This window comes from Streptomyces sp. NPDC090798 (genome assembly GCF_044768965.1).
GTDB lineage: Bacteria > Actinomycetota > Actinomycetes > Streptomycetales > Streptomycetaceae > Streptomyces.
Window position 1 is genome coordinate 14,678 of sequence record NZ_JBIVXA010000046.1, and the last position, 17,554, is coordinate 32,231.

14 protein-coding genes are annotated in these 17,554 nt (G+C 71.8%); 1 reads left to right on the plus strand and 13 read right to left on the minus strand.

Annotated features, from left to right (window positions below; translation table 11 throughout):
* Window positions 1-3 precede the first annotated feature (3 nt).
* The 13 genes from ACIQTP_RS46535 to ACIQTP_RS46595 all read right to left on the minus strand — a co-directional run bounded on the left by ACIQTP_RS46535 (window position 4) and on the right by ACIQTP_RS46595 (window position 16,236).
* Complete coding sequence (locus ACIQTP_RS46535; protein ID WP_403412205.1) at window positions 4-960, minus strand: ABC transporter substrate-binding protein; 957 nt, start codon at window positions 958-960, stop codon at window positions 4-6.
* A gap of 1 nt (window position 961) precedes the next feature.
* Window positions 962-2,920 carry an ABC transporter permease gene (locus ACIQTP_RS46540; protein ID WP_403412208.1) on the minus strand — a complete coding sequence of 653 codons (1,959 nt, stop codon included), beginning with the start codon at window positions 2,918-2,920 and terminating at the stop codon, window positions 962-964.
* Window positions 2,920-4,029: a glycine betaine/L-proline ABC transporter ATP-binding protein gene (locus ACIQTP_RS46545; RefSeq protein WP_403412211.1), complete on the minus strand. Its 1,110-nt coding sequence runs from the start codon at window positions 4,027-4,029 to the stop codon at window positions 2,920-2,922. Before ACIQTP_RS46545 ends, ACIQTP_RS46540 begins: the two co-directional genes overlap by 1 nt.
* Complete coding sequence (locus ACIQTP_RS46550) at window positions 4,029-5,576, minus strand: GMC family oxidoreductase (RefSeq protein ID WP_403412214.1); 1,548 nt, start codon at window positions 5,574-5,576, stop codon at window positions 4,029-4,031. Before ACIQTP_RS46550 ends, ACIQTP_RS46545 begins: the two co-directional genes overlap by 1 nt.
* Before the next feature lie 52 nt (window positions 5,577-5,628).
* Window positions 5,629-7,158 (minus strand): aldehyde dehydrogenase family protein, encoded by a 1,530-nt coding sequence (locus tag ACIQTP_RS46555; protein WP_403412217.1) that lies wholly within the window; start codon window positions 7,156-7,158, stop codon window positions 5,629-5,631.
* Between the two features lie 217 nt (window positions 7,159-7,375).
* Window positions 7,376-8,299, minus strand: a complete 924-nt coding sequence (locus ACIQTP_RS46560) for a hypothetical protein (RefSeq protein ID WP_403412219.1) — start codon at window positions 8,297-8,299, stop codon at window positions 7,376-7,378.
* 41 nt (window positions 8,300-8,340) lie between these two features.
* Entirely contained in the window at window positions 8,341-8,703 is a 363-nt protein-coding gene (locus tag ACIQTP_RS46565) for a hypothetical protein (RefSeq protein WP_403412222.1), read from the minus strand.
* Entirely contained in the window at window positions 8,696-10,399 is a 1,704-nt protein-coding gene (locus tag ACIQTP_RS46570; protein ID WP_403412225.1) for a hypothetical protein, read from the minus strand. Before ACIQTP_RS46570 ends, ACIQTP_RS46565 begins: the two co-directional genes overlap by 8 nt.
* 237 nt (window positions 10,400-10,636) lie before the next feature.
* Complete coding sequence (locus tag ACIQTP_RS46575; RefSeq protein ID WP_054233746.1) at window positions 10,637-11,626, minus strand: malate dehydrogenase; 990 nt, start codon at window positions 11,624-11,626, stop codon at window positions 10,637-10,639.
* A gap of 590 nt (window positions 11,627-12,216) precedes the next feature.
* Window positions 12,217-13,521 (minus strand): DUF2690 domain-containing protein, encoded by a 1,305-nt coding sequence (locus ACIQTP_RS46580; protein WP_403412228.1) that lies wholly within the window; start codon window positions 13,519-13,521, stop codon window positions 12,217-12,219.
* Between the two features lie 397 nt (window positions 13,522-13,918).
* Window positions 13,919-14,455 carry a helix-turn-helix domain-containing protein gene (locus tag ACIQTP_RS46585; protein ID WP_403412231.1) on the minus strand — a complete coding sequence of 179 codons (537 nt, stop codon included), beginning with the start codon at window positions 14,453-14,455 and terminating at the stop codon, window positions 13,919-13,921.
* Between the two features lie 268 nt (window positions 14,456-14,723).
* Window positions 14,724-15,392 carry a DUF3017 domain-containing protein gene (locus ACIQTP_RS46590; RefSeq protein WP_403412233.1) on the minus strand — a complete coding sequence of 223 codons (669 nt, stop codon included), beginning with the start codon at window positions 15,390-15,392 and terminating at the stop codon, window positions 14,724-14,726.
* Entirely contained in the window at window positions 15,382-16,236 is an 855-nt protein-coding gene (locus tag ACIQTP_RS46595) for a bifunctional methylenetetrahydrofolate dehydrogenase/methenyltetrahydrofolate cyclohydrolase (RefSeq protein ID WP_054233749.1), read from the minus strand. The genes ACIQTP_RS46590 and ACIQTP_RS46595 overlap by 11 nt, the downstream gene beginning before the upstream one ends.
* Window positions 16,237-16,501: 265 nt before the next feature.
* On the opposite strand from ACIQTP_RS46595, the gene ACIQTP_RS46600 reads away from it, so the two are divergent.
* Window positions 16,502-17,137, plus strand: a complete 636-nt coding sequence (locus ACIQTP_RS46600; protein WP_403412236.1) for a hypothetical protein — start codon at window positions 16,502-16,504, stop codon at window positions 17,135-17,137.
* Window positions 17,138-17,554: the final 417 nt, after the last annotated feature.

Genomic DNA, 17,554 nt, shown 5'->3' on the forward strand with positions numbered 1-17,554 from the left:
GGGTCACGACAGCCACGCGCGCCACGTCGACGCGTGACTGTCGACCCACTTCTTCGCCGCGTCCTGCGCCGACAGCTTGTCGTTCGCGATCATCAGGGAGACCTCGTTCTGGTCCTCGGTGGTCCACTTGAACTTCTTCAGGAAGGCCGCCGCCTTGCCGCCGCTCTTCGCGAAGTCGGCGTTCAGGTACTTCTGGAGGGGTGTGTGCGGGTAGGCGCAGGCGACCTTGGCCGCGTCGGCGTCGCAGCCCTCCTTGTACGGCGGCAGCTTCACCTCCGTCATGGGGACCTTCTTGAAGAGCCACTGGGGCGAGTACCAGTAGGTGAGGAAGGGCTTCTTCTCCTTGGCGAACTGCTTCATCTGGGTGATCTGCGCGGCCTCCGAACCGGCGAACACCACCTGGTAGTTCAGCTTCAGATTGGCCACCAGGGCCTTGTCGTTGGTGACGTAGGAGGGCGAACCGTCCATGAGCTGGCCCTTGCCACCGCTCTCCGCGGTCCGCAGCCGGCCGGCGTACTTGTTGAGGTTCTTCCAGTCGGTCACATCGGGGTGCTGCTTGGCGAAGTACGTCGGGACGTACCAGCCGATGTGCCCGGTGACGCCCAGGTCCCCGCCGGGGGCGATCGTCTTCTTGTCCTCGACGTACCGCTTCTCCTGGTCGGGGTGGCCCCAGTCCTCCAGGATGGCGTCGACCCGGCCCTGGCTGAGCGCGTCCCACGCGGGGACCTCGTCGACCTGGACGGTGTCGACGCGATAACCGAGCTCGTGCTCCAGCAGGTACTGCGCGACGGCCACGTTGGCCTGCGCGCCCACCCAGGACTGGACGGAGAGGGTCAGGCTCTTCGAGCCCCGCGCGTTCGCGAAGGGCGAGGCCTGCTTGGTCATGTCGACGGCGCCGCAGCCGGTCAGCGTCAGCAGCGCGGCCGCACCGGCCATCACCGAAGTCGTACGTAGACGCATGTCACGCTCCCTTCTTCGTGGTCCGCGCGGTCGGCTGGGTCACCCGGTCGAGCATCAGGCCGAGGCAGACGATCGCCGCGCCGGCCACGAGGCCGGTCGCCAGGTCGCCCTGCGCGAGGCCGAACACGACGTCGTAGCCGAGTGCGCCACCGCCGACCAGACCGCCGATGATGACGACGGCGAGGACGAGCACGACGCCCTGGTTCACAGCGAGGAGCAGCGACTGGCGGGCCAGCGGCAGCTGGACCTGACGCAGCTGCTGGGCGCCGGTGGCGCCGAGCGAACGGGCCGACTCCAGCGCGGCCGGGTCGACGGCGCGCAGGCCCTGGGTGGTGATGCGGACGACGGCGGGCAGCGCGTAGACGACCGCGGCGGCCACGGCGGGCGCGCGGCCCACGCCGAACAGCGCCACCACCGGGATCAGGTAGACGAACTGCGGCATCGTCTGGAAGACGTCAAGGACCGGCCGCAGCAGCCGCTCGACGCGCTCGCTGCGCGCCGCCGCGATGCCGGTCGCGAAGCCGAGCACGAGGGTGACGGCGACCGCCGCGAGGACCTGCGAGAGCGTGTCCAGGGACGGCTTCCACACGCCGAGCACCCCGATCGCGGCCATCGCGAGGACCGCGGTGAGGGCGGTGCGCCAGGTGCCGATCAGCCAGGCGAGAGCGGCGACGATCAGCAGGACCGACCACCAGGGCAGCCACTGGAGGCCGTCCCGGAGGGGGTCCAGGACCCAGGTGGTGAAGTGGCCCGCCCAGTCGGCGGTGCCGCCGATGTAGGGGACGCCGGAGTAGAGGTGGTTGGTCATCCAGTCGACGACGCGGTTCACGGGCTCGGCGATGGAGAGGGTCCAGGAGCCGGGCCAGTCGAGACGGCCGGTGAGGTGTCCGGCCAGCGCCACGACGAGGGCCGCGCCGGCGGCGTACGCCCAGCGCAGGGCCGTCGCCCCGGAATCCGAGCCGAGCCGCTCCCCGGCCGCTCCCGTCACCCGGTCCAGGACGACCGCGAGCAGCACGATCGGGATACCGGCGGCGAGTGCGGCGCCCACGTCGACGGAGGCCAGGGCCTGGTAGACGCGGTCGCCGAGGCCGCCCGCGCCGATCACGGACGCGATGACCGCCATGGACAGGGCCATCATGATCGTCTGGTTGAGGCCGAGGAGGAGTTCCTTGCGGGCCAGCGGGAGGCGGGCGGTCAGCAGGCGCTGGCGGGCGGTGGCACCGAGCGAGGTGGCGGCCTCCATCACCCCGGCGTCGGCATCGCGCAGGCCGAGCGCGGTGAGGCGGGCCATGGGCGGGGCGGCGTACACGACGGTGGCGAGGACGGCGGCGGGGACGCCGATGCCGAAGACGAGGACGACGGGCAGGAGGTACGCGAACGCCGGGAGCACCTGCATGGTGTCGAGGACGGGGCGCAGCGCGCGGTAGGTGCGGTCGGAGAGCCCGGCGGCGAGGCCGAGCAGCGCGCCCAGCAGGACGGACGCGAGGACGGCGACCACCATGAGCGCGAGGGTCTGCATGGTCGGCACCCACATGCCGAGCAGTCCGCAGGCGAGGAAGGCGGCGGCCGTGCCGAGCGCGAGCCGTACGCCCGCCGTGCGCCAGGCGACGAGTGCCGCGACGGCTGTCACACCGGCCCAGCCCGCCGCGAGCAGCACCACGTAGACGGCGCGCACCGAGAGGACGACGGCGCTGCTGACGTACCCGAAGAAGTACAGGAACAGGGGGTGGCTGTCCCGGTTGTCGATGATCCACTCGCTGGCCCGGCCGAGGGGTGCGGAGAGGTCGACGGTGAGGGCGCCCGGCCAGGTGCCGCTCGCCCAGTGGGAGTCGAGGACCGGGACGGCCACGGCCGCCACGACGGCGAGCAGCAGCAGCTTGCCGGCGGCCCGGTGTCCGCGGAGGTTCTTGAGCAGCGCGCAGACGCCGGAGTGACCGACGGTCGCGGTGACGGTGGCCATCAAGCGGCCTCCTTACGGGGGCCGTCCGGCGTCCCGCCGGCGGCCGTGTCCGCGCCTGCCACCACTTCGAGCAGCGCCGCCGGGTCCACGACGCCGACGCAGCGTCCCTGGTCCATCACGCGGGCGGAGTCGCCCGAGCGGGCCACCGCCTCGATGGCCTCGGAGACGGTCGCGTCGGGTGCGAGCGCCGGGCCCCGGCCGGCCTCCGCGGCGGACGCGGCCCGCATGGCCGTACGGACGGTCATGACCTGTTCGCGCGGTACGTCGCGGACGAACTCGCGGACGTAGTCGTCGGCGGGCGAGCCGACGATCTCCTCGGGGGTGCCGAGCTGGACGACACGGCCGTCGCGCATGAGCGCGATGCGGTCGCCGAGGCGCAGTGCCTCGTTGAGATCGTGGGTGATGAAGACCATCGTGCGGCCCTCGTCGTGGTGCAGCCGGATGACCTCTTCCTGCATGTCGCGCCGGATCAGCGGGTCGAGCGCGCTGAACGGCTCGTCGAAGAGCAGGACTTCGGGGTCGACGGCGAGCGCGCGGGCGAGCCCGACGCGCTGCTGCTGGCCGCCGGACAGCTGGCCGGGCCTGCGCTGCTCCATGCCCTCCAGGCCGACCTTGGCGACGACTTCGGCGGCCCGCTCACGGCGCTCGGCCTTGCCGACGCCCTGGATCTCCAGGCCGTACGCCACGTTGTCGAGCACCGAGCGGTGCGGGAGCAGACCGAAGTGCTGGAAGACCATCGCGGCGCGGTGGCGGCGCAGTTCCCGCAGCCGGTTCCTGTCCATGGCGCGGACGTCCTCGCCGTCGATGACGATCGCGCCCGCGGTCGGCTCGATCAGCCGGGTGAGGCAGCGGACCAGCGTGGACTTGCCGGAGCCGGACAGCCCCATGACGACGAAGACCTCGCCCTTGCGGACGTCGAAGCTGACGTCCCGGACGGCGGCCGTGCAGCCGGTGCGGGAGCGGAGTTCGGCGGGGGTGAGGGCGGCGAGCTCGGGATCGGCGGGGACGCGCTCGGCCTTCGGCCCGAACACCTTCCACAGGCCGTCGACGGAGAAGACGGAGGCCGCGGAACCGGGGGAACTGGCGGGTGTGCCGGTGGTCGTACTCATCACGCACCGCCCCCGATCAGCTCGGCGCATTTCTCCCCGACCATGAGCACTCCGATCATCGGGTTCACGGCGGGCATCGTCGGGAAGACGGACGCGTCGGCGATCCGCAGACCGTCGAGGCCGCGCACCCTCAGCTCTGGGTCGACCACGGCCAGTTGATCATCCGTGGCGCCCATCCGGCAGGTGCCCGCGGGGTGGTAGACGGTGTGCGCGACCTGACGCGCGTACGCGCTCAGCTCCTCGTCGTCGGTGACCTCGGGCCCGGGGCACACCTCGCGCTTCAGCCAGCCGGCGAGCGGCTCGGTGCGGGCGATCCGGCGGGCGATGCGGATGCCGTCGACGAGGGTGCGGCCGTCGTAGTCGTCCTCGTCCGTGAAGTAGCGGAAGTCGAGGGCGGGCTTGACCGATGGATCGGCGCTGGTCAGGTAGAGGCGGCCACGGCTGCGCGGTTTGGGGATGTTGGGGGTCATGGAGACGCCGTGCGCCGGGCGTTCGTAGCCCAGCCGCTCCGGGTTGTCCGTGAAGGGGATCTGGTAGAAGTGGAACATCAGGTCGGGGCCCGCCTGTTCGGGGTCGCGGCGCACGAACAGACCCGCGTCGGAGTCCATCGCCGAGTTCTCCGGGATCGGCCCGTCGGTCTCCCAGACGATGACCGACTCGGGGTGGTCGAGCAGGTTCTCGCCGACGCCGGGCAGGTCGTGGGCGACGGGTATGCCGAGCTCCGCCAGGTCGTGGGCGGGTCCGATCCCGGAGTGCAGCAGCAGCCGCGGCGAGTCGACCGCGCCCGCGCACAGCAGGACCTCGCGCCGGGCCCGTACGAGGCTCTCCGTGCCGTCCTTGGCGCGTACGTGCACGCCCGTGGCGCGCGTCCCCTCCAGCTCCAGTCGGTACGCCCAGGTCTCCAGCAGCAGTGTGAGGTTGGGCCGTTCGTCCATCACCGGGTGGAGATACGCGACCGACGCGCTGGAGCGCTTGTTGTTCTCGGGGTGGTAGGCGAGGTCGAAGAAGCCGGCGCCCTCGGTGAACGGCTTCTTGTTGAAGCCCTCGACACGGGGCACGCCCAGCGCGCCCTGGGCGGCGTCGACGAAGTCGCGGGCGATGGCGTTGCGGTCCTTCTCGTCGACCGGGACGATGTTGTTGAGGAGCCGCGCGAAGTACGCCTCCATGGGCACCGCACCCCAGCCCTTGGCGCCCGCCGTCTCCCACTCGTCCCAGTCGGACGGCAGCGGCTTGAACGCGATCAGCGTGTTGTGCGACGAACAGCCGCCGAGGACGCGGGCCCGGCTGTGCCGGATGTGCGAGTTGCCGCGCGGCTGCACGGTCGTCGGGTAGTCGTAGTCCAGTTCGCCGCCGAGCAGGCCCATCCAGCGGCGCAGGGTGAGGACGTCCTCACGGCCGACGTCACTGGGACCGCCCTCGATGACGGCGACCGTAACGTCTGCGTTCTCGGTGAGACGGGAGGCGATGACGGAGCCTGCCGTGCCACCGCCGATGACGACGTAGTCGTATGTGTTCTCGGACGCGTTCTCGTGCGTGCTTTCGTGCATGGGGGCGCTCCAGGGTGCAAGGGGCAAGTGCTGTGCGGGGCGGAGGACTACGTCACCGGGGTCGGCCCGCGAACCAGCGGACCGGCTTCGGCGCCAGGTTCTGGTAGACGTGCTTGGTCTCGCGGTACTCGGCGAGGCCCGCCGGGCCCAGTTCGCGCCCCACACCGCTCTTCCCGAAGCCGCCCCACTCCGCCTGGGGGAGGTAGGGGTGGAAGTCGTTGATCCAGACGGTGCCGTGCCGCAGCCGTCCCGCGACGCGGCGGGCGCGGCCCGCGTCGGTGGTCCAGACGGCGCCCGCGAGCCCGTACTCGGTGTCGTTGGCGAGCGCGACGGCCTCGTCCTCGGTGCGGAAGGTCTCCACGGTCAGGACGGGCCCGAAGACCTCCTCGCGGACCACCTTCATCTCCCGGTGGCACTGGTCGAGGACGGTCGGCTCGTAGAAGTACCCGGTGGCGGGCCGTTCGGCGGACGGCTCGGGGCGCCGGCCGCCCGCCCGCAGCACCGCACCCTCCGCGAGCGCGGAGGCGACGTACGCCTCGGTCTTCTCGCGCTGTCCCTCCGACACCAGGGGGCCGCACTCGACACCGTCCTCGGTGCCGCGGCCGAGGCTGATCCGGCCGGCCCTGCGGGCCAGTTCGGCGACGAAGCGCTCGCGCACGGACTCCTCGACGATGAGCCGGGAGCCGGCCGAGCAGACCTGGCCGCTGTGGATGAAGGCGGCGTTGAGGGCCTGGTCGACGGCGGTGTCGAAGTCCTCGTCCGTGGCACAGGCGTCGGCGAAGACGACGTTGGGGTTCTTGCCGCCGAGCTCCAGGGCGACCTTCTTGACGCCCTCCGCGGCGGCCCGCGCCACCTTCGTGCCGCTGACCAGACCGCCGGTGAAGGAGACGAGGTCGACGTCGGGGTGCTCGGCGAGGCGGGCGCCCACCGTGTGCCCGGGGCCGGTCACGAGGTTGGCCACCCCGGCGGGCAGGCCGGCCTCGGCGAGCAGCCGTATCAGCGCGATCGTCGTCAGCGGGGTGATCTCGCTCGGCTTGACCACGAAGGCGTTCCCGGCCGCGAGGGCGGGTGCGATCTTCCAACTGGCCTGCAGGAGCGGATAGTTCCAGGGGGTGATCAGCGCGCAGACACCGACGGGCTCGTGCACGACGACGCTGTGGATGTCGGCGGACCCGGCATCGACGACCCGCCCGCCGCCCTCCCCCACGACGAGGTCGGCGAAGTACCGGAAGGCGTCCGCGACACAGTCGATGTCGACCCGGCCCTCCTCCAGGGTCTTGCCCGCGTCGCGGCTCTCCAGGAGTCCCAGCTCCTCGCGGTCGCGGACGAGGAGGTCGGCGACGCGGCGCAGCAGCGCGGCGCGCTCGGCGACGGGGGTACGGGGCCACTCCCCCGTGTCGAAGGCATGGCGGGCGGCGGCGACGGCCGCGTCCGCGTCCCGCTCGTCACCCTCCGCGACCACGGCGAACGGCTTGGCATCCGCGGGATCGAGGATCTCGCGGGTGGCACGGGAGACGGCCTCCCGCCACTCTCCACCCACATGAAGGGTCTGTTGTGCCTGGTGCGCTTGGTGTCCGGCCATGGTCGGTGTTGCCTTCCGTTCCTGTTCCGTGCCCCCGCGTGTCCGTGTGTCACACGCGTGTCACTCTCGGGGACCGGGAGCGCCTGCCCCTCCACCCGGAATGCATGCACAACCAGTGACCAAAAGTGCCCGGCGTCACTGAAAAATGAACAGAAATGCGACCAGAAGGCCATAATCCTCGGGCTTCAGCCCGAGGAGCAGCTCAGGACGACAACGTCTACGCGCAGTTCGCGCCGGTGGGGCAGAAGGAGTTCAGGGCCGTGGTGAGCGGGCCGGTCATGTCCACGCCCTCGGGACCGCTCGCGTTGATCGCGTAGAGCGTGCCGTCGGCGGCCCGGAAGCGGTGGTCGACCACGTGCGTGGCGCCCTTCTGCGGGCTGTCGTAGCGGTAGGTGACCTCCGTCCAGCCGGAGCCGTTCTGCCGCTCGATGAGCCGGTACCCCGGGAGCTTCTGCGAGATCTCCTCGGCCTGGGACGACGACTCGGCCAGGGAGCTCTCCTTGACCTCGAACAGCATGAGCCTGCTGCCGCCGCCGGGGGCCGTGTACGTGACGACCGGCGCCAGCTTGCCCTGCACCTCCTCGCGCACCCAGCCGTCCGGCACGTCCACCGTGTAGCCGACCGGATCCACCGACCTGCTGTAGCCGGGCAACGGCTCCGGGGTCTTGGGCTGCGTCGCCGGGTCGCCGGACCCGCCCGGGTCGGCGTAGGTGTCCGGACTCCCGGAGGTGTAGCCGGTGTCCGGGGAAGGAACGCTCTGGGTCGCCGTCACGGTCACCGCCGGGCGCGACGGGTCGGCGCCGGTGTGCCCGGACGAGTCGCCCCTGGTCAGCGCCCACACCGCGCCTCCGACACCGCCCGCGAGGACGGCGACGGCCACGATCACGATCAGCAGCCGGCGCGAGTCCGCGGGGGCCGGTCCCCGGCCGCCGCCGGGACTTCCGCCTGGCCCGGGCCACGACGGTGGCGGCAGGGGCGTCTCGGGCGGGCGCGGTGGCCCCGCCTGGGTCGTCGCCGACGCCCACCACTGCTGCTCCGCGTCGGGCGGCACCCCGCCACCGGCGGCCCCGCCCCTGCCCTGCCCGCCCGCGCCGTCGTCATCGACCCACCGCTGGCGGTCCTCGTCCCACCGTTGCGCCACCTCGTCACCCCGTTCCCACTAGACCGATCCCGCGCCGACCCCTAACCGGCCAGCTGCGCGATCACCTGCACCACGGCCGCCGTCGACGCCAGCCCCGCCACGGCCGCGGCGGCGGTCTCCAGGCGCATCCGCAGCCGGCCGAGCCGCGCCGGGTCCGCCTGGCCCGTTCTCTCGATCTCCCCCTGCACCACGGCCAGTTCGCCGTCGAGCCCGGTCGTGTCATCGGTCTCCGTGAGCAGCCGCAGATGCTCGCGCAACGTGCGGACGGCCTCCAGGAGCGCCTCGGTCGTCTCGTCGGCGGCGGCCGCGGGCGGCGCCTCGTGATAGTTCGCGGTGCCGTGGTCGCCGAAGTTCACCGCACTGCGCGTGATCCGGTCGACCCGCCCGCCCGAGCCCTCAGTCATCCCTGTTCCCCTCGTTGTACGACGCGCCCCCACTGCCCATGGAGACGGCGCTCTTGCTGATCCGGCCCACCACGGTGCCGCCGCTCATCTGCCCGATGAACTGGCCGCCCGCGGCCACGTTGAAGATGTTCTGCTCGAAGCTGCCCGTCTCGCAGCCGCTGCGCCGCAGCGCCTCGCGCACCCCGCTCGCGATGCGGTCCTCGACGGTCTTGATGTAACGGCTGACGTCCATCTCCTGGAACAGCGACAGCCGGTCGGTGCTGCCCATCTCCCGCACGGACACCAACGGAGCGTCCGGCAGGGCCTGTTCGGGCCTCGACAGCCAGGTGCGCAGGCACTGGACGAGGGTGCGCAGCATGGAGAACCCGGCCACCACGCCCGTCGCCGGGGCGGACAGCACCGTCCGCAGCACCTCGCGGCCCGTCGCGCCCTCCCCGGAGGCCGCGATGAAGTCGACGCGCCGGTACTCCTCGAAAATCGGCCCCAGCACGTGCGGTACGACTTCCAGGACCAGCATCCCGCCCTGCGTGTGGACGCGGACCAGCACCGAGACCACCACCTGCTCGTCCCAGGCGCCGACCCTGACGCGCAGGAAGTGACGGCGCGCCTCGCCGCCCTCGTCCACCGCCCCGTCCAGGTGCAGCCGGGCCGACGACGGCTCGTACACGCCCTGGTTCCGCCCCACGCCGTACGGCAGGTAGACGAACTCCTCGACCTCCAGGTCCTTGAGCCGGTCCCGGCTGGTGCGCGCGGCGGACTCCCGCAGCGCCTCCAGCTTCGGTACGACCAGGTCGAGGATCTGCCGGTTGGTCAACTGCACCGGCGCCCGGTGCCCGTTCGCCGAACCGTCGCCGGTCTGCTCGGGCAGCTTGCCGTTCAGGGCGTCGAACGGCTTCTTGGCGGGGGTGATCTCCATCGCGAACGACCAGGGCTCGTACGGCTTTCCGGCGCCGACGAACGGCCGGTGGGCGTCGTAGAGCGCCACGGACGCGTGCTGCTCCCAGGTGACGGCCCGCGCGACCCGCAGCTGACGCTCGCTGCCCATGGGCAGTGCCACGGCCGTACGGGCGAAGGCGTCCCGGGAGAGTTCGACGCTCATGACCGCGGCCACCTGGGAGCGGTGGGCACCGATCACGAAGGTGAGCAGGAGCGGGAAGATCACCAGAAAGGGGTCGTGCGGCAACTGCGTGAAGGCGTACACCCAGTAGCCGATCTCCGCGACGCGCGCCATGAAGGTGAGCCCCCAGGCGGTCGCCCTGCGCGGCAGACGCAGCCGGGCGGACTCGTCCCGGCTCGCGGCGTACATGCTCATGCCCCACCCGGCCGCGGCCCGCGCGGACCAGAGGAGAAAGCAGACGGCGGCGTAGAAGAACACCGCGACGGCGCCGAACACGCCCGCGAAACCCCCGATCCCCGAGTCCGCGACGCTGGTGGCCGCCCGGACCACCTCCACCAGGAAGAACACGATCCAGATGGCCAGCAGGCCGAGCCCGGTCAGGGCCTCCCTGCGGCGGGCGCGCAGCGCGTGCGCGAGCACGGCGACGACGTCGACACCGAGGGACGGTGCCGCGGGCCGCTCCTCGTGCCCTATGAGTTCGTCGATGACCCGTGCCCGGAACACGGTGTCGAGATGCACTCCGGCACACAACAGCCGTGTCGCCTCGCTGTGCGCGTACCGTCTCTCCGATTCCGTCACTGGGACCACCCCCGCGTGTCTTCCCCGGCCGCGCCCCAGCTCTCCTGAGCAGCCCTGCGCTCCCCTACCGGACCGTACGTCACGACGATAGCGAGAGTTACTCCCCGTGCGCCCTCGCATACAGCGAGAAAGCACGTACGTTCGATGCGTACTTTCTGTACGCATGCGTCGGCCCCGCCCAGGACACTTCCCGGACGGGGCCGATGAGTTGCGAGTGACTCGGGTGAGTCGGGTACGTCAGATCAGACCGAGACCGCGGACCGCGTCGCGCTCCTCCTCGAGCTCCTTGACGGAGGCGTCGATACGGGCGCGGGAGAACTCGTTGATGTCCAGGCCCTGGACGATCTCGTACTGCCCGTCCTTGGTGGTGACGGGGAAGGAGGAGATGATCCCCTCGGGCACGCCGTAGGAACCGTCCGACGGGATACCCATGGAGGTCCAGTCACCGTCGGCGGTGCCGTTGACCCAGGTGTACACGTGGTCGATGGCGGCGTTGGCGGCGGAGGCGGCGGAGGACGCGCCACGGGCCTCGATGATCGCGGCACCGCGCTTGGCGACGGTCGGGATGAAGTCCTCGGCGAGCCACTTCTCGTCGTTCACGACCTCGGCGGCGTTCTTGCCGGCGACCGTGGCGTGGAAGATGTCCGGGTACTGGGTGGCGGAGTGGTTGCCCCAGATGGTGAGGCGCTTGATGTCCGCGACCGTGCTGCCGGTCTTCTTCGCGAGCTGGGTCAGCGCGCGGTTGTGGTCGAGGCGGGTCATCGCGGTGAAGCGCTCGGCCGGTACGTCCGGGGCGGCGGCCTGGGCGATGAGCGCGTTGGTGTTGGCCGGGTTGCCGACGACGAGGACCTTGATGTCGTCCGCGGCGTTGTCGTTGATGGCCTTGCCCTGCGGCTTGAAGATGCCACCGTTGGCGGAGAGCAGGTCACCGCGCTCCATGCCCTTGGTACGGGGGCGGGCGCCGACGAGCAGCGCGACGTTCGTGCCGTCGAAGGCGACGTTCGGGTCGTCCGTGATGTCGATGCCCGCGAGCAGCGGGAAGGCGCAGTCGTCGAGCTCCATCGCGGTGCCCTCGGCGGCCTTCAGCGCCGGTGTGATCTCCAGGAGGCGCAGCTTGACCGGCACGTCCGCGCCGAGCAACTGGCCGGAGGCGATGCGGAAGAGCAGGGCGTAACCGATCTGGCCGGCCGCGCCGGTGACGGTGACGTTCACGGGAGTGCGGGTCATGGCGTTCTCCGTATGACAGCAGGCGGTGGGGCGTCCCTGCCCCGGGGTGCAGGATCGTCCCCTGCGTCCACCGCAATGATCGATCAAAGGAACCGATGATCGATCTCTCGGCGTCAAGAGAGATCCGCCGTCAGGCTATCGCGCATCCAGGATCCCCGATGGCCGGGTCCCGTGTGGCCCACCCCACAACCCCCCGGCGGGGCGGCCGCCGGTCCGGGGGAGGACAACACGACGGCCGCCGTCGGGGTGACCGGCCGGGGCCGGATCCCGTGGGGGCACGGTGCGCCTGCCCCAACGACGCGGGAACATTCCTTGGGTCCTTCGGCTGCGGGTGAGCGGGGGTTGCCCGCGCCCTTGAGGCGGGGGCTTCGGCCCGCATCCCGCGCTCGCGTCTTCAGCCCGTCCGGCGTTTGAGGACGAGCCCTTCGGGCGATGCGGGGGTCCAGGGGGCGCGGCGCCCCTGGCGGGGGTGAGGGGGCGGAGCCCCTGGGGATGGGACGGGTAGGGGCGGCGGGGGCGAGGAACCACCGTGCCGCACGTGCCCACCCGCCCCAGCCCCCACCCGCCCCAGCCAAGCCCCCCCGGCTACTTCACTTCGTGCAGCCCTTCTGGCCCGACTTCAACGTGACGCACGCCTTCGCCTCGGCGGCGTCCTTGACCGCGATCATCGGGGTGTACGCATCCGTGGCGTTGTCGACGGTCCCGGTCTGCCTGGCAGCGCTACCGGCCGTCACCTGCACCGAGTCACCGATCACGGCCTGGGTGATGCGGGCCCAGGCCGCGGCGCAGGTCTTGCTGTAGCGCACCTCGACCAGGGTGGTACCGACGGTGACGCTGGTGCTGGTCGTCGCCAGTTGCCCACCGCACCCCATGTTCTCCGGGTCCTTGCCCGTGCAGTCGGCGCCACTGCACTTCACCCCGGCCGGCAGATCAGGATTGACCGCGGCGGACGTCGAGGGCGTCTTGGGCGCGCTCTGCGCCTTCTTGCTGTCACCGCCCCCGGTGAAGTACACGGCCGCGGCTATCACCACGAGCGCACCCACAACCCCCGCGAGGAACATCGTCAGCCGCCGCTTACGCCGCGCCGCCGCGTCCACGGATCCCCCCACGGGCGCACCCGGCCCACCGGTAGCGACAGACCCGGCCGGGCCCACGGAACCACCCGGAGCCGACGAACCCGCGGAACCCCCAGAACCCGCAGAACCCCCCGGCCCCACAGCCCCCGCCGGAGTCGACGCACCGTACCGCCCCCCGTCACCGGACGGCGTAGCGGCGACCCCCCAGCCCCCGCCACGCGAGCCCCCACCGGACGAAGGTCCACCCGAAGGGCCGCCCGAAGAGGACCCGCCGTACCCGGCACCCCCGCGCGCCCCACCCCCGAGCGACGACGAAGAGCCGTACGACGAGTCCTCCACCTCCGTGGCGGACGGCTGCGGCGGCACCGTCGGCGACACCCCCGCGGGCCCGGCGATCCCCGGCGTGATGCCGGGCGTCGCGGTCGCGCTGCCGCCCTTGCGGGCCTGCTTGCCGTTGCTCCCCTTCGCCGGGGGCGCCCCGAACTCCCCGAGCGCGGCACGCGCCTGGGAGATCCGGATCGCTTCCATGGTCATGTCGTGGCGCATCTCCGAGCGGCTCCACGCACGCTCGGCCAGCTCCCACATGGTCGTCAGATGGATGGGATTGGTCCCGGTCACCTCGGCCAGGGCGACGATCGCGCCCTTGGGCGCGAGGAGCCGACCGTTGAGGTACCGCTCCCAGGACGTCTTGCTGTAGCCCGTACGGTCGGCCACCGCGGCGATGCCCAGCCCGCTCCGGTCGACCAGCCGGCGCAGCTGGCTGGCGAACTCCCTGACCTGCGGATCGAGTTCATCCGGCAAGTCCCTCCAACGAGGCATTACTGCTCCCCCCTGCTTCTTTCCCCCCGTACGTGCCTGACTGTTCCCCCGCGTGTTCGGCACCCCTCCGCCGAGTCCCCCGGCCCCCGCCGGTCCCCGTTCTGGCTACCCACAGGGATGCGATCGGTCAGGATCTCAGTTCCCGGGATGGGGGCGCACGGGAGCATTCGGGCCCGGGCATGCACCGTCGCACGCCCCGCGGGCTGCGGCCCATTGTCCCATCGACGTCATGGCCGCCAATCGGACCCTCGTCCTCCGCAACAGGACGTCCGGTACCGTCCCGATTGGCCACGCTAACCGGGTTGTTGGGACGGATCAGGGTAAATCCTTGAACTTGTCAAGACATCGACACAACGGGAACACAGCCGCGACCTCACCCGTCACGAGAACGCTCAGCTCACCCGAGGGTGACGGCACCCGCGACGGCGGCGAGAAGGAGGACGACGGCGAGCAGGGCCGCGTAGAGGAGGAGGCGGGGCGTGCGGGGCGCGGCGGGCTGCCGGGACGACTCCTCGTCCAGCAGGTCCCACCACGGGAGCGTGGGGTCCTCCTCGTAGCCGTCACGGCCGCGCGCGGCGGGAACGGTGTACGCGGCGGGGACGGGACCGCCCGCCGGCACCCGTACGGGCGGCACGGGCGGCGCCGGCGGCGCGGGCTCGCGCGGCCAGGCTCGCACCGCCAGTTCCCAGCGCACCCCGAAACGTTCGGTCTCCTCATCCGCGAGACCCGCGACCCGGCACAGGGCGACGACCGCCTGCCGGGGCGGCGGCTGGCTCGCGTTGAGGTAGCGCTGCCAGGAGGACTTGCTGTACGCGGTGCGCGTGCCCAGCGCGACCAGGCTCATCCCGGTGCGGTCCTTGAGCAGCCGCAACTGCTCGACGAAGTGCCGTACCTCCGCCGGAAGCTCCTCCGGCAGCGGTTGCCAGGCACCCATCGCTCACCCACCTCCCACAGCGCTTCCAGGCGCTCCCGTGTCGTTCCCCGTGAGCGATTGACGACGCCGGGCGGTGGACGGTTCCCGTCACGCGACGCGGACACCGTGGCGGAATGGTCACTTCCGTGCCACAGGGAACTGACGGCTGTTGAACAGCCGGTGCCTGTGCTGAAGGGTTGACCCGGGCGGTCCGGCCGCCCGGCCGCGGCCCGTCCTTACTCGGGGGAGGGGACGGGCCGCGCCCTGCTTCAAGGCATGCGCGGGGGGCTCAGCGGACCGTGAAGTGCAGCGTGTCGTCCAGGAACGGGATGACCAGCCACGGGTTGGGCTGTGCCATCAGCGAGAGCAGCACGATGGCGACACCCAGCACGCCGTACGTGACCATGTCCGTGAAGCGGGAGCGGACCGCGAGCATGCCCACGTCGGGCAGCACCCAGCGCATCACGGCGCCGGCCAGCAGCGCCGCGCCGATCAGGACCGTGCCGAGCCGGAACACGTCGAGGGCGGTCAGCAGCAGGCCGAGTCCGACGGCCGACAGCACGGCGAGGATGGGCCATTGGCGGGCCGGGGCCGGGGCGTCGACGCCCGCCGCCCGGCCGCCGCCCTCGGGCCGCGCGGTGTCCCTCGTGAACAGGGGGAAGCGCCGCGTGGTGCGGCGCGGCTTCCCCTCGGCGTCGGGCGCGCTCACGGCGTCGATCGCACCCGGCTCGCCCTCGGCGCCCTCCGCCTCCCGCACACCCGCCACACCGTTCACGGACCCCGCCTTCCCCGAACCGGCCTCACCGTTCACGGATCCCGCCTTCCGAGGACCGGCCTCACCGTTCACGGACCCCGTCTCCCGCACGACGGACTCACCCTTCACAGCCCGTACGGCCGACTCGGCGTCGGCGTCGGTGTCGCGGGCCGCGGCGTCCTCGGGCCCGCCGTCAGCCGACACTGCGCTCCGCCGCTTCCACCACGTTGACGAGCAGCTGGGCGCGGGTCATCGGGCCCACGCCACCGGGGTTCGGGGAGATCCACGCGGCGACCTCGGCGACGTCCGGGTGGACGTCTCCGACGATCTTGCCCTCGGCGCTGCGCGAGACACCGACGTCGAGGACGGCGGCGCCCGGCTTCACGTCCTCGGCGCGGATGAGGTGGGCGGAACCGGCCGCGGCGACGATGATGTCGGCGCGCTTCAGGTGCGCGGAGAGATCACGGGTGCCGGTGTGACACTGGGTGACCGTGGCGTTCTCACTGCGCCGCGTCAGCAGCAGCGGCATCGGACGCCCGATGGTCACACCGCGGCCGACGACCACGACCTCGGCGCCCTTGATCTCCACGCCGTAGCGGCGCAGCAGGGTGAGGACGCCGTTGGGGGTGCACGGCAGCGGGGCGGGCTCGTTGAGGACCAGCCGCCCGAGGTTCATCGGGTGCAGGCCGTCGGCGTCCTTGTCCGGGTCCATCAGTTCCAGGATGCGGTTCTCGTCGATGCCCTTGGGGAGCGGGAGCTGGACGATGTAGCCGGTGCAGGTGGGGTCTTCGTTGAGTTCGCGCACCACCGCCTCGATCTCCTCCTGCGTGGCGGTCGCGGGCAGTTCACGCTGGATGGAGGCGATACCGACCTGGGCGCAGTCGCGGTGCTTGCCCGCGACGTACTTCTGGCTGCCGGGGTCGTCGCCGACCAGGACGGTCCCCAGGCCGGGCGTGACGCCCTTCTCCTTGAGGGCCGCCACGCGGGCGGTCAGATCGGACTTGATCGCGGCTGCGGTGGCCTTGCCATCGAGAATCTGGGCGGTCATGCCCCCATCCTCGCGGATGACCCGCTCCCGGTTCCAATCCGGGCACCCGGCGGCCTCCGGCACGGGTCCGGAGCGGATCCGGCCATGATCATCGATGTTGCACTTGCACAACACATAGGGAATGCCGCTGGACAAGTAAGAGGGGGTTAAAGAACGATGAGCAGCACAGTGCCGCGGGCAGTACCGGGGGGACAGACCGCTCTGTGAAAAACTCCTCCGAACCGTGCCGCGCGTCCCCGCACCAGGCAACGGAGGAAAACCCGCCATGAGTTTCGGCGACCCGAACAACCCTTACGGGCAGCCGCCCCAGCAGCCTCCCGTCGCTCCGCCCGCCGCTCCCGGCTACGGCTATCCCCAGGCGCCGCCCGGCGTACCCCCGCAGGGCTACGGCTACCCGCAGCAGCCGGCGTACCCCGGCTACCCGGGCGGGAACATGCTGCCGCCGACGATGCCCGGCCTGATGGTCACCGCCCGAGTGCTGCTCTACATCGTGGCGGCCGTGCAGATCCTCATCGGCATCTTCGCCATCTTCGGCGCCGCCACCCTCAACGACGCCTCCAACGCGGGCGAGGACACCTTCGGCAACAACGGCTTCTCCAATCTGGGGCACGACTCCGCCGGCATCATCCTCGTCGTCGCGCTGCTCTTCCTCGGCCTCGCGGGCCTGTCGATCACGCTCGGGGTCAAGTTCTCCCGCGGCGGCCAGGGCATCCGGATCACCACGATGATCTACGGCATCCTGGGCGCCATCTTCGGCGTCCTCATCCTGATCGGTGCGGCGAACGCCAACTCCACCGCCGCACTGGTGTGGGCGCTGCTGTGGATCGGCTTCGGCGGCGTGATGGCGGCGGCGATGATCGTCCAGTCCGGCGCCGCCTGGTTCAACCGCCCGCGCTACTGAACAGTTCGCGCCATTCGTTCCAGGGGCCGTGTCTCACCCTGCGCAAGGGGGGACACGGCCCTCGCGCGTCTGCCTACCCTGAATCCCGTAGCCGCGCGTGCACGGGGAGACATCCCTCGTGCAGCATCTTCGTGGTACCTCCGCCGACCACGGAGGACGCAGCGACCAACTCCCGAAACCCCCTCGGATCCGCCCTCAGACCCGCCCTCAGATCCAAGGGACCCGATCTTGGCGGTGCGGCCCTGCTGACGCCCCCTTAGGGGTGCAGGGCGCGCAGAGGGATGCGGCGGTGGGGGGGGGGCCCCCCCCCCCCGGGGGGGGGGGCCCCCCCCCCCCCCCCCCCGCCCCCCCCCCCCCCGGCCGCCCCCGGAAACCCTGGTCCAACGTGGGGGGGGCCCCCGGGGGGGACCGCGCCGG

Coding starts and splice junctions, on each gene's coding strand:
- ACIQTP_RS46600 (WP_403412236.1), top strand. CDS start 16,502: ATGAGTTTCGGCGACCCGAACAACCCTTACGGGCAGCCGCCCCAGCAG.
- ACIQTP_RS46595 (WP_054233749.1), bottom strand. CDS start 16,236: ATGACCGCCCAGATTCTCGATGGCAAGGCCACCGCAGCCGCGATCAAG.
- ACIQTP_RS46545 (WP_403412211.1), bottom strand. CDS start 4,029: ATGAGTACGACCACCGGCACACCCGCCAGTTCCCCCGGTTCCGCGGCC.
- ACIQTP_RS46565 (WP_403412222.1), bottom strand. CDS start 8,703: ATGACTGAGGGCTCGGGCGGGCGGGTCGACCGGATCACGCGCAGTGCG.
- ACIQTP_RS46550 (WP_403412214.1), bottom strand. CDS start 5,576: ATGCACGAAAGCACGCACGAGAACGCGTCCGAGAACACATACGACTAC.
- ACIQTP_RS46580 (WP_403412228.1), bottom strand. CDS start 13,521: ATGCCTCGTTGGAGGGACTTGCCGGATGAACTCGATCCGCAGGTCAGG.
- ACIQTP_RS46575 (WP_054233746.1), bottom strand. CDS start 11,626: ATGACCCGCACTCCCGTGAACGTCACCGTCACCGGCGCGGCCGGCCAG.
- ACIQTP_RS46535 (WP_403412205.1), bottom strand. CDS start 960: ATGCGTCTACGTACGACTTCGGTGATGGCCGGTGCGGCCGCGCTGCTG.
- ACIQTP_RS46585 (WP_403412231.1), bottom strand. CDS start 14,455: ATGGGTGCCTGGCAACCGCTGCCGGAGGAGCTTCCGGCGGAGGTACGG.
- ACIQTP_RS46540 (WP_403412208.1), bottom strand. CDS start 2,920: ATGGCCACCGTCACCGCGACCGTCGGTCACTCCGGCGTCTGCGCGCTG.
- ACIQTP_RS46555 (WP_403412217.1), bottom strand. CDS start 7,158: ATGGCCGGACACCAAGCGCACCAGGCACAACAGACCCTTCATGTGGGT.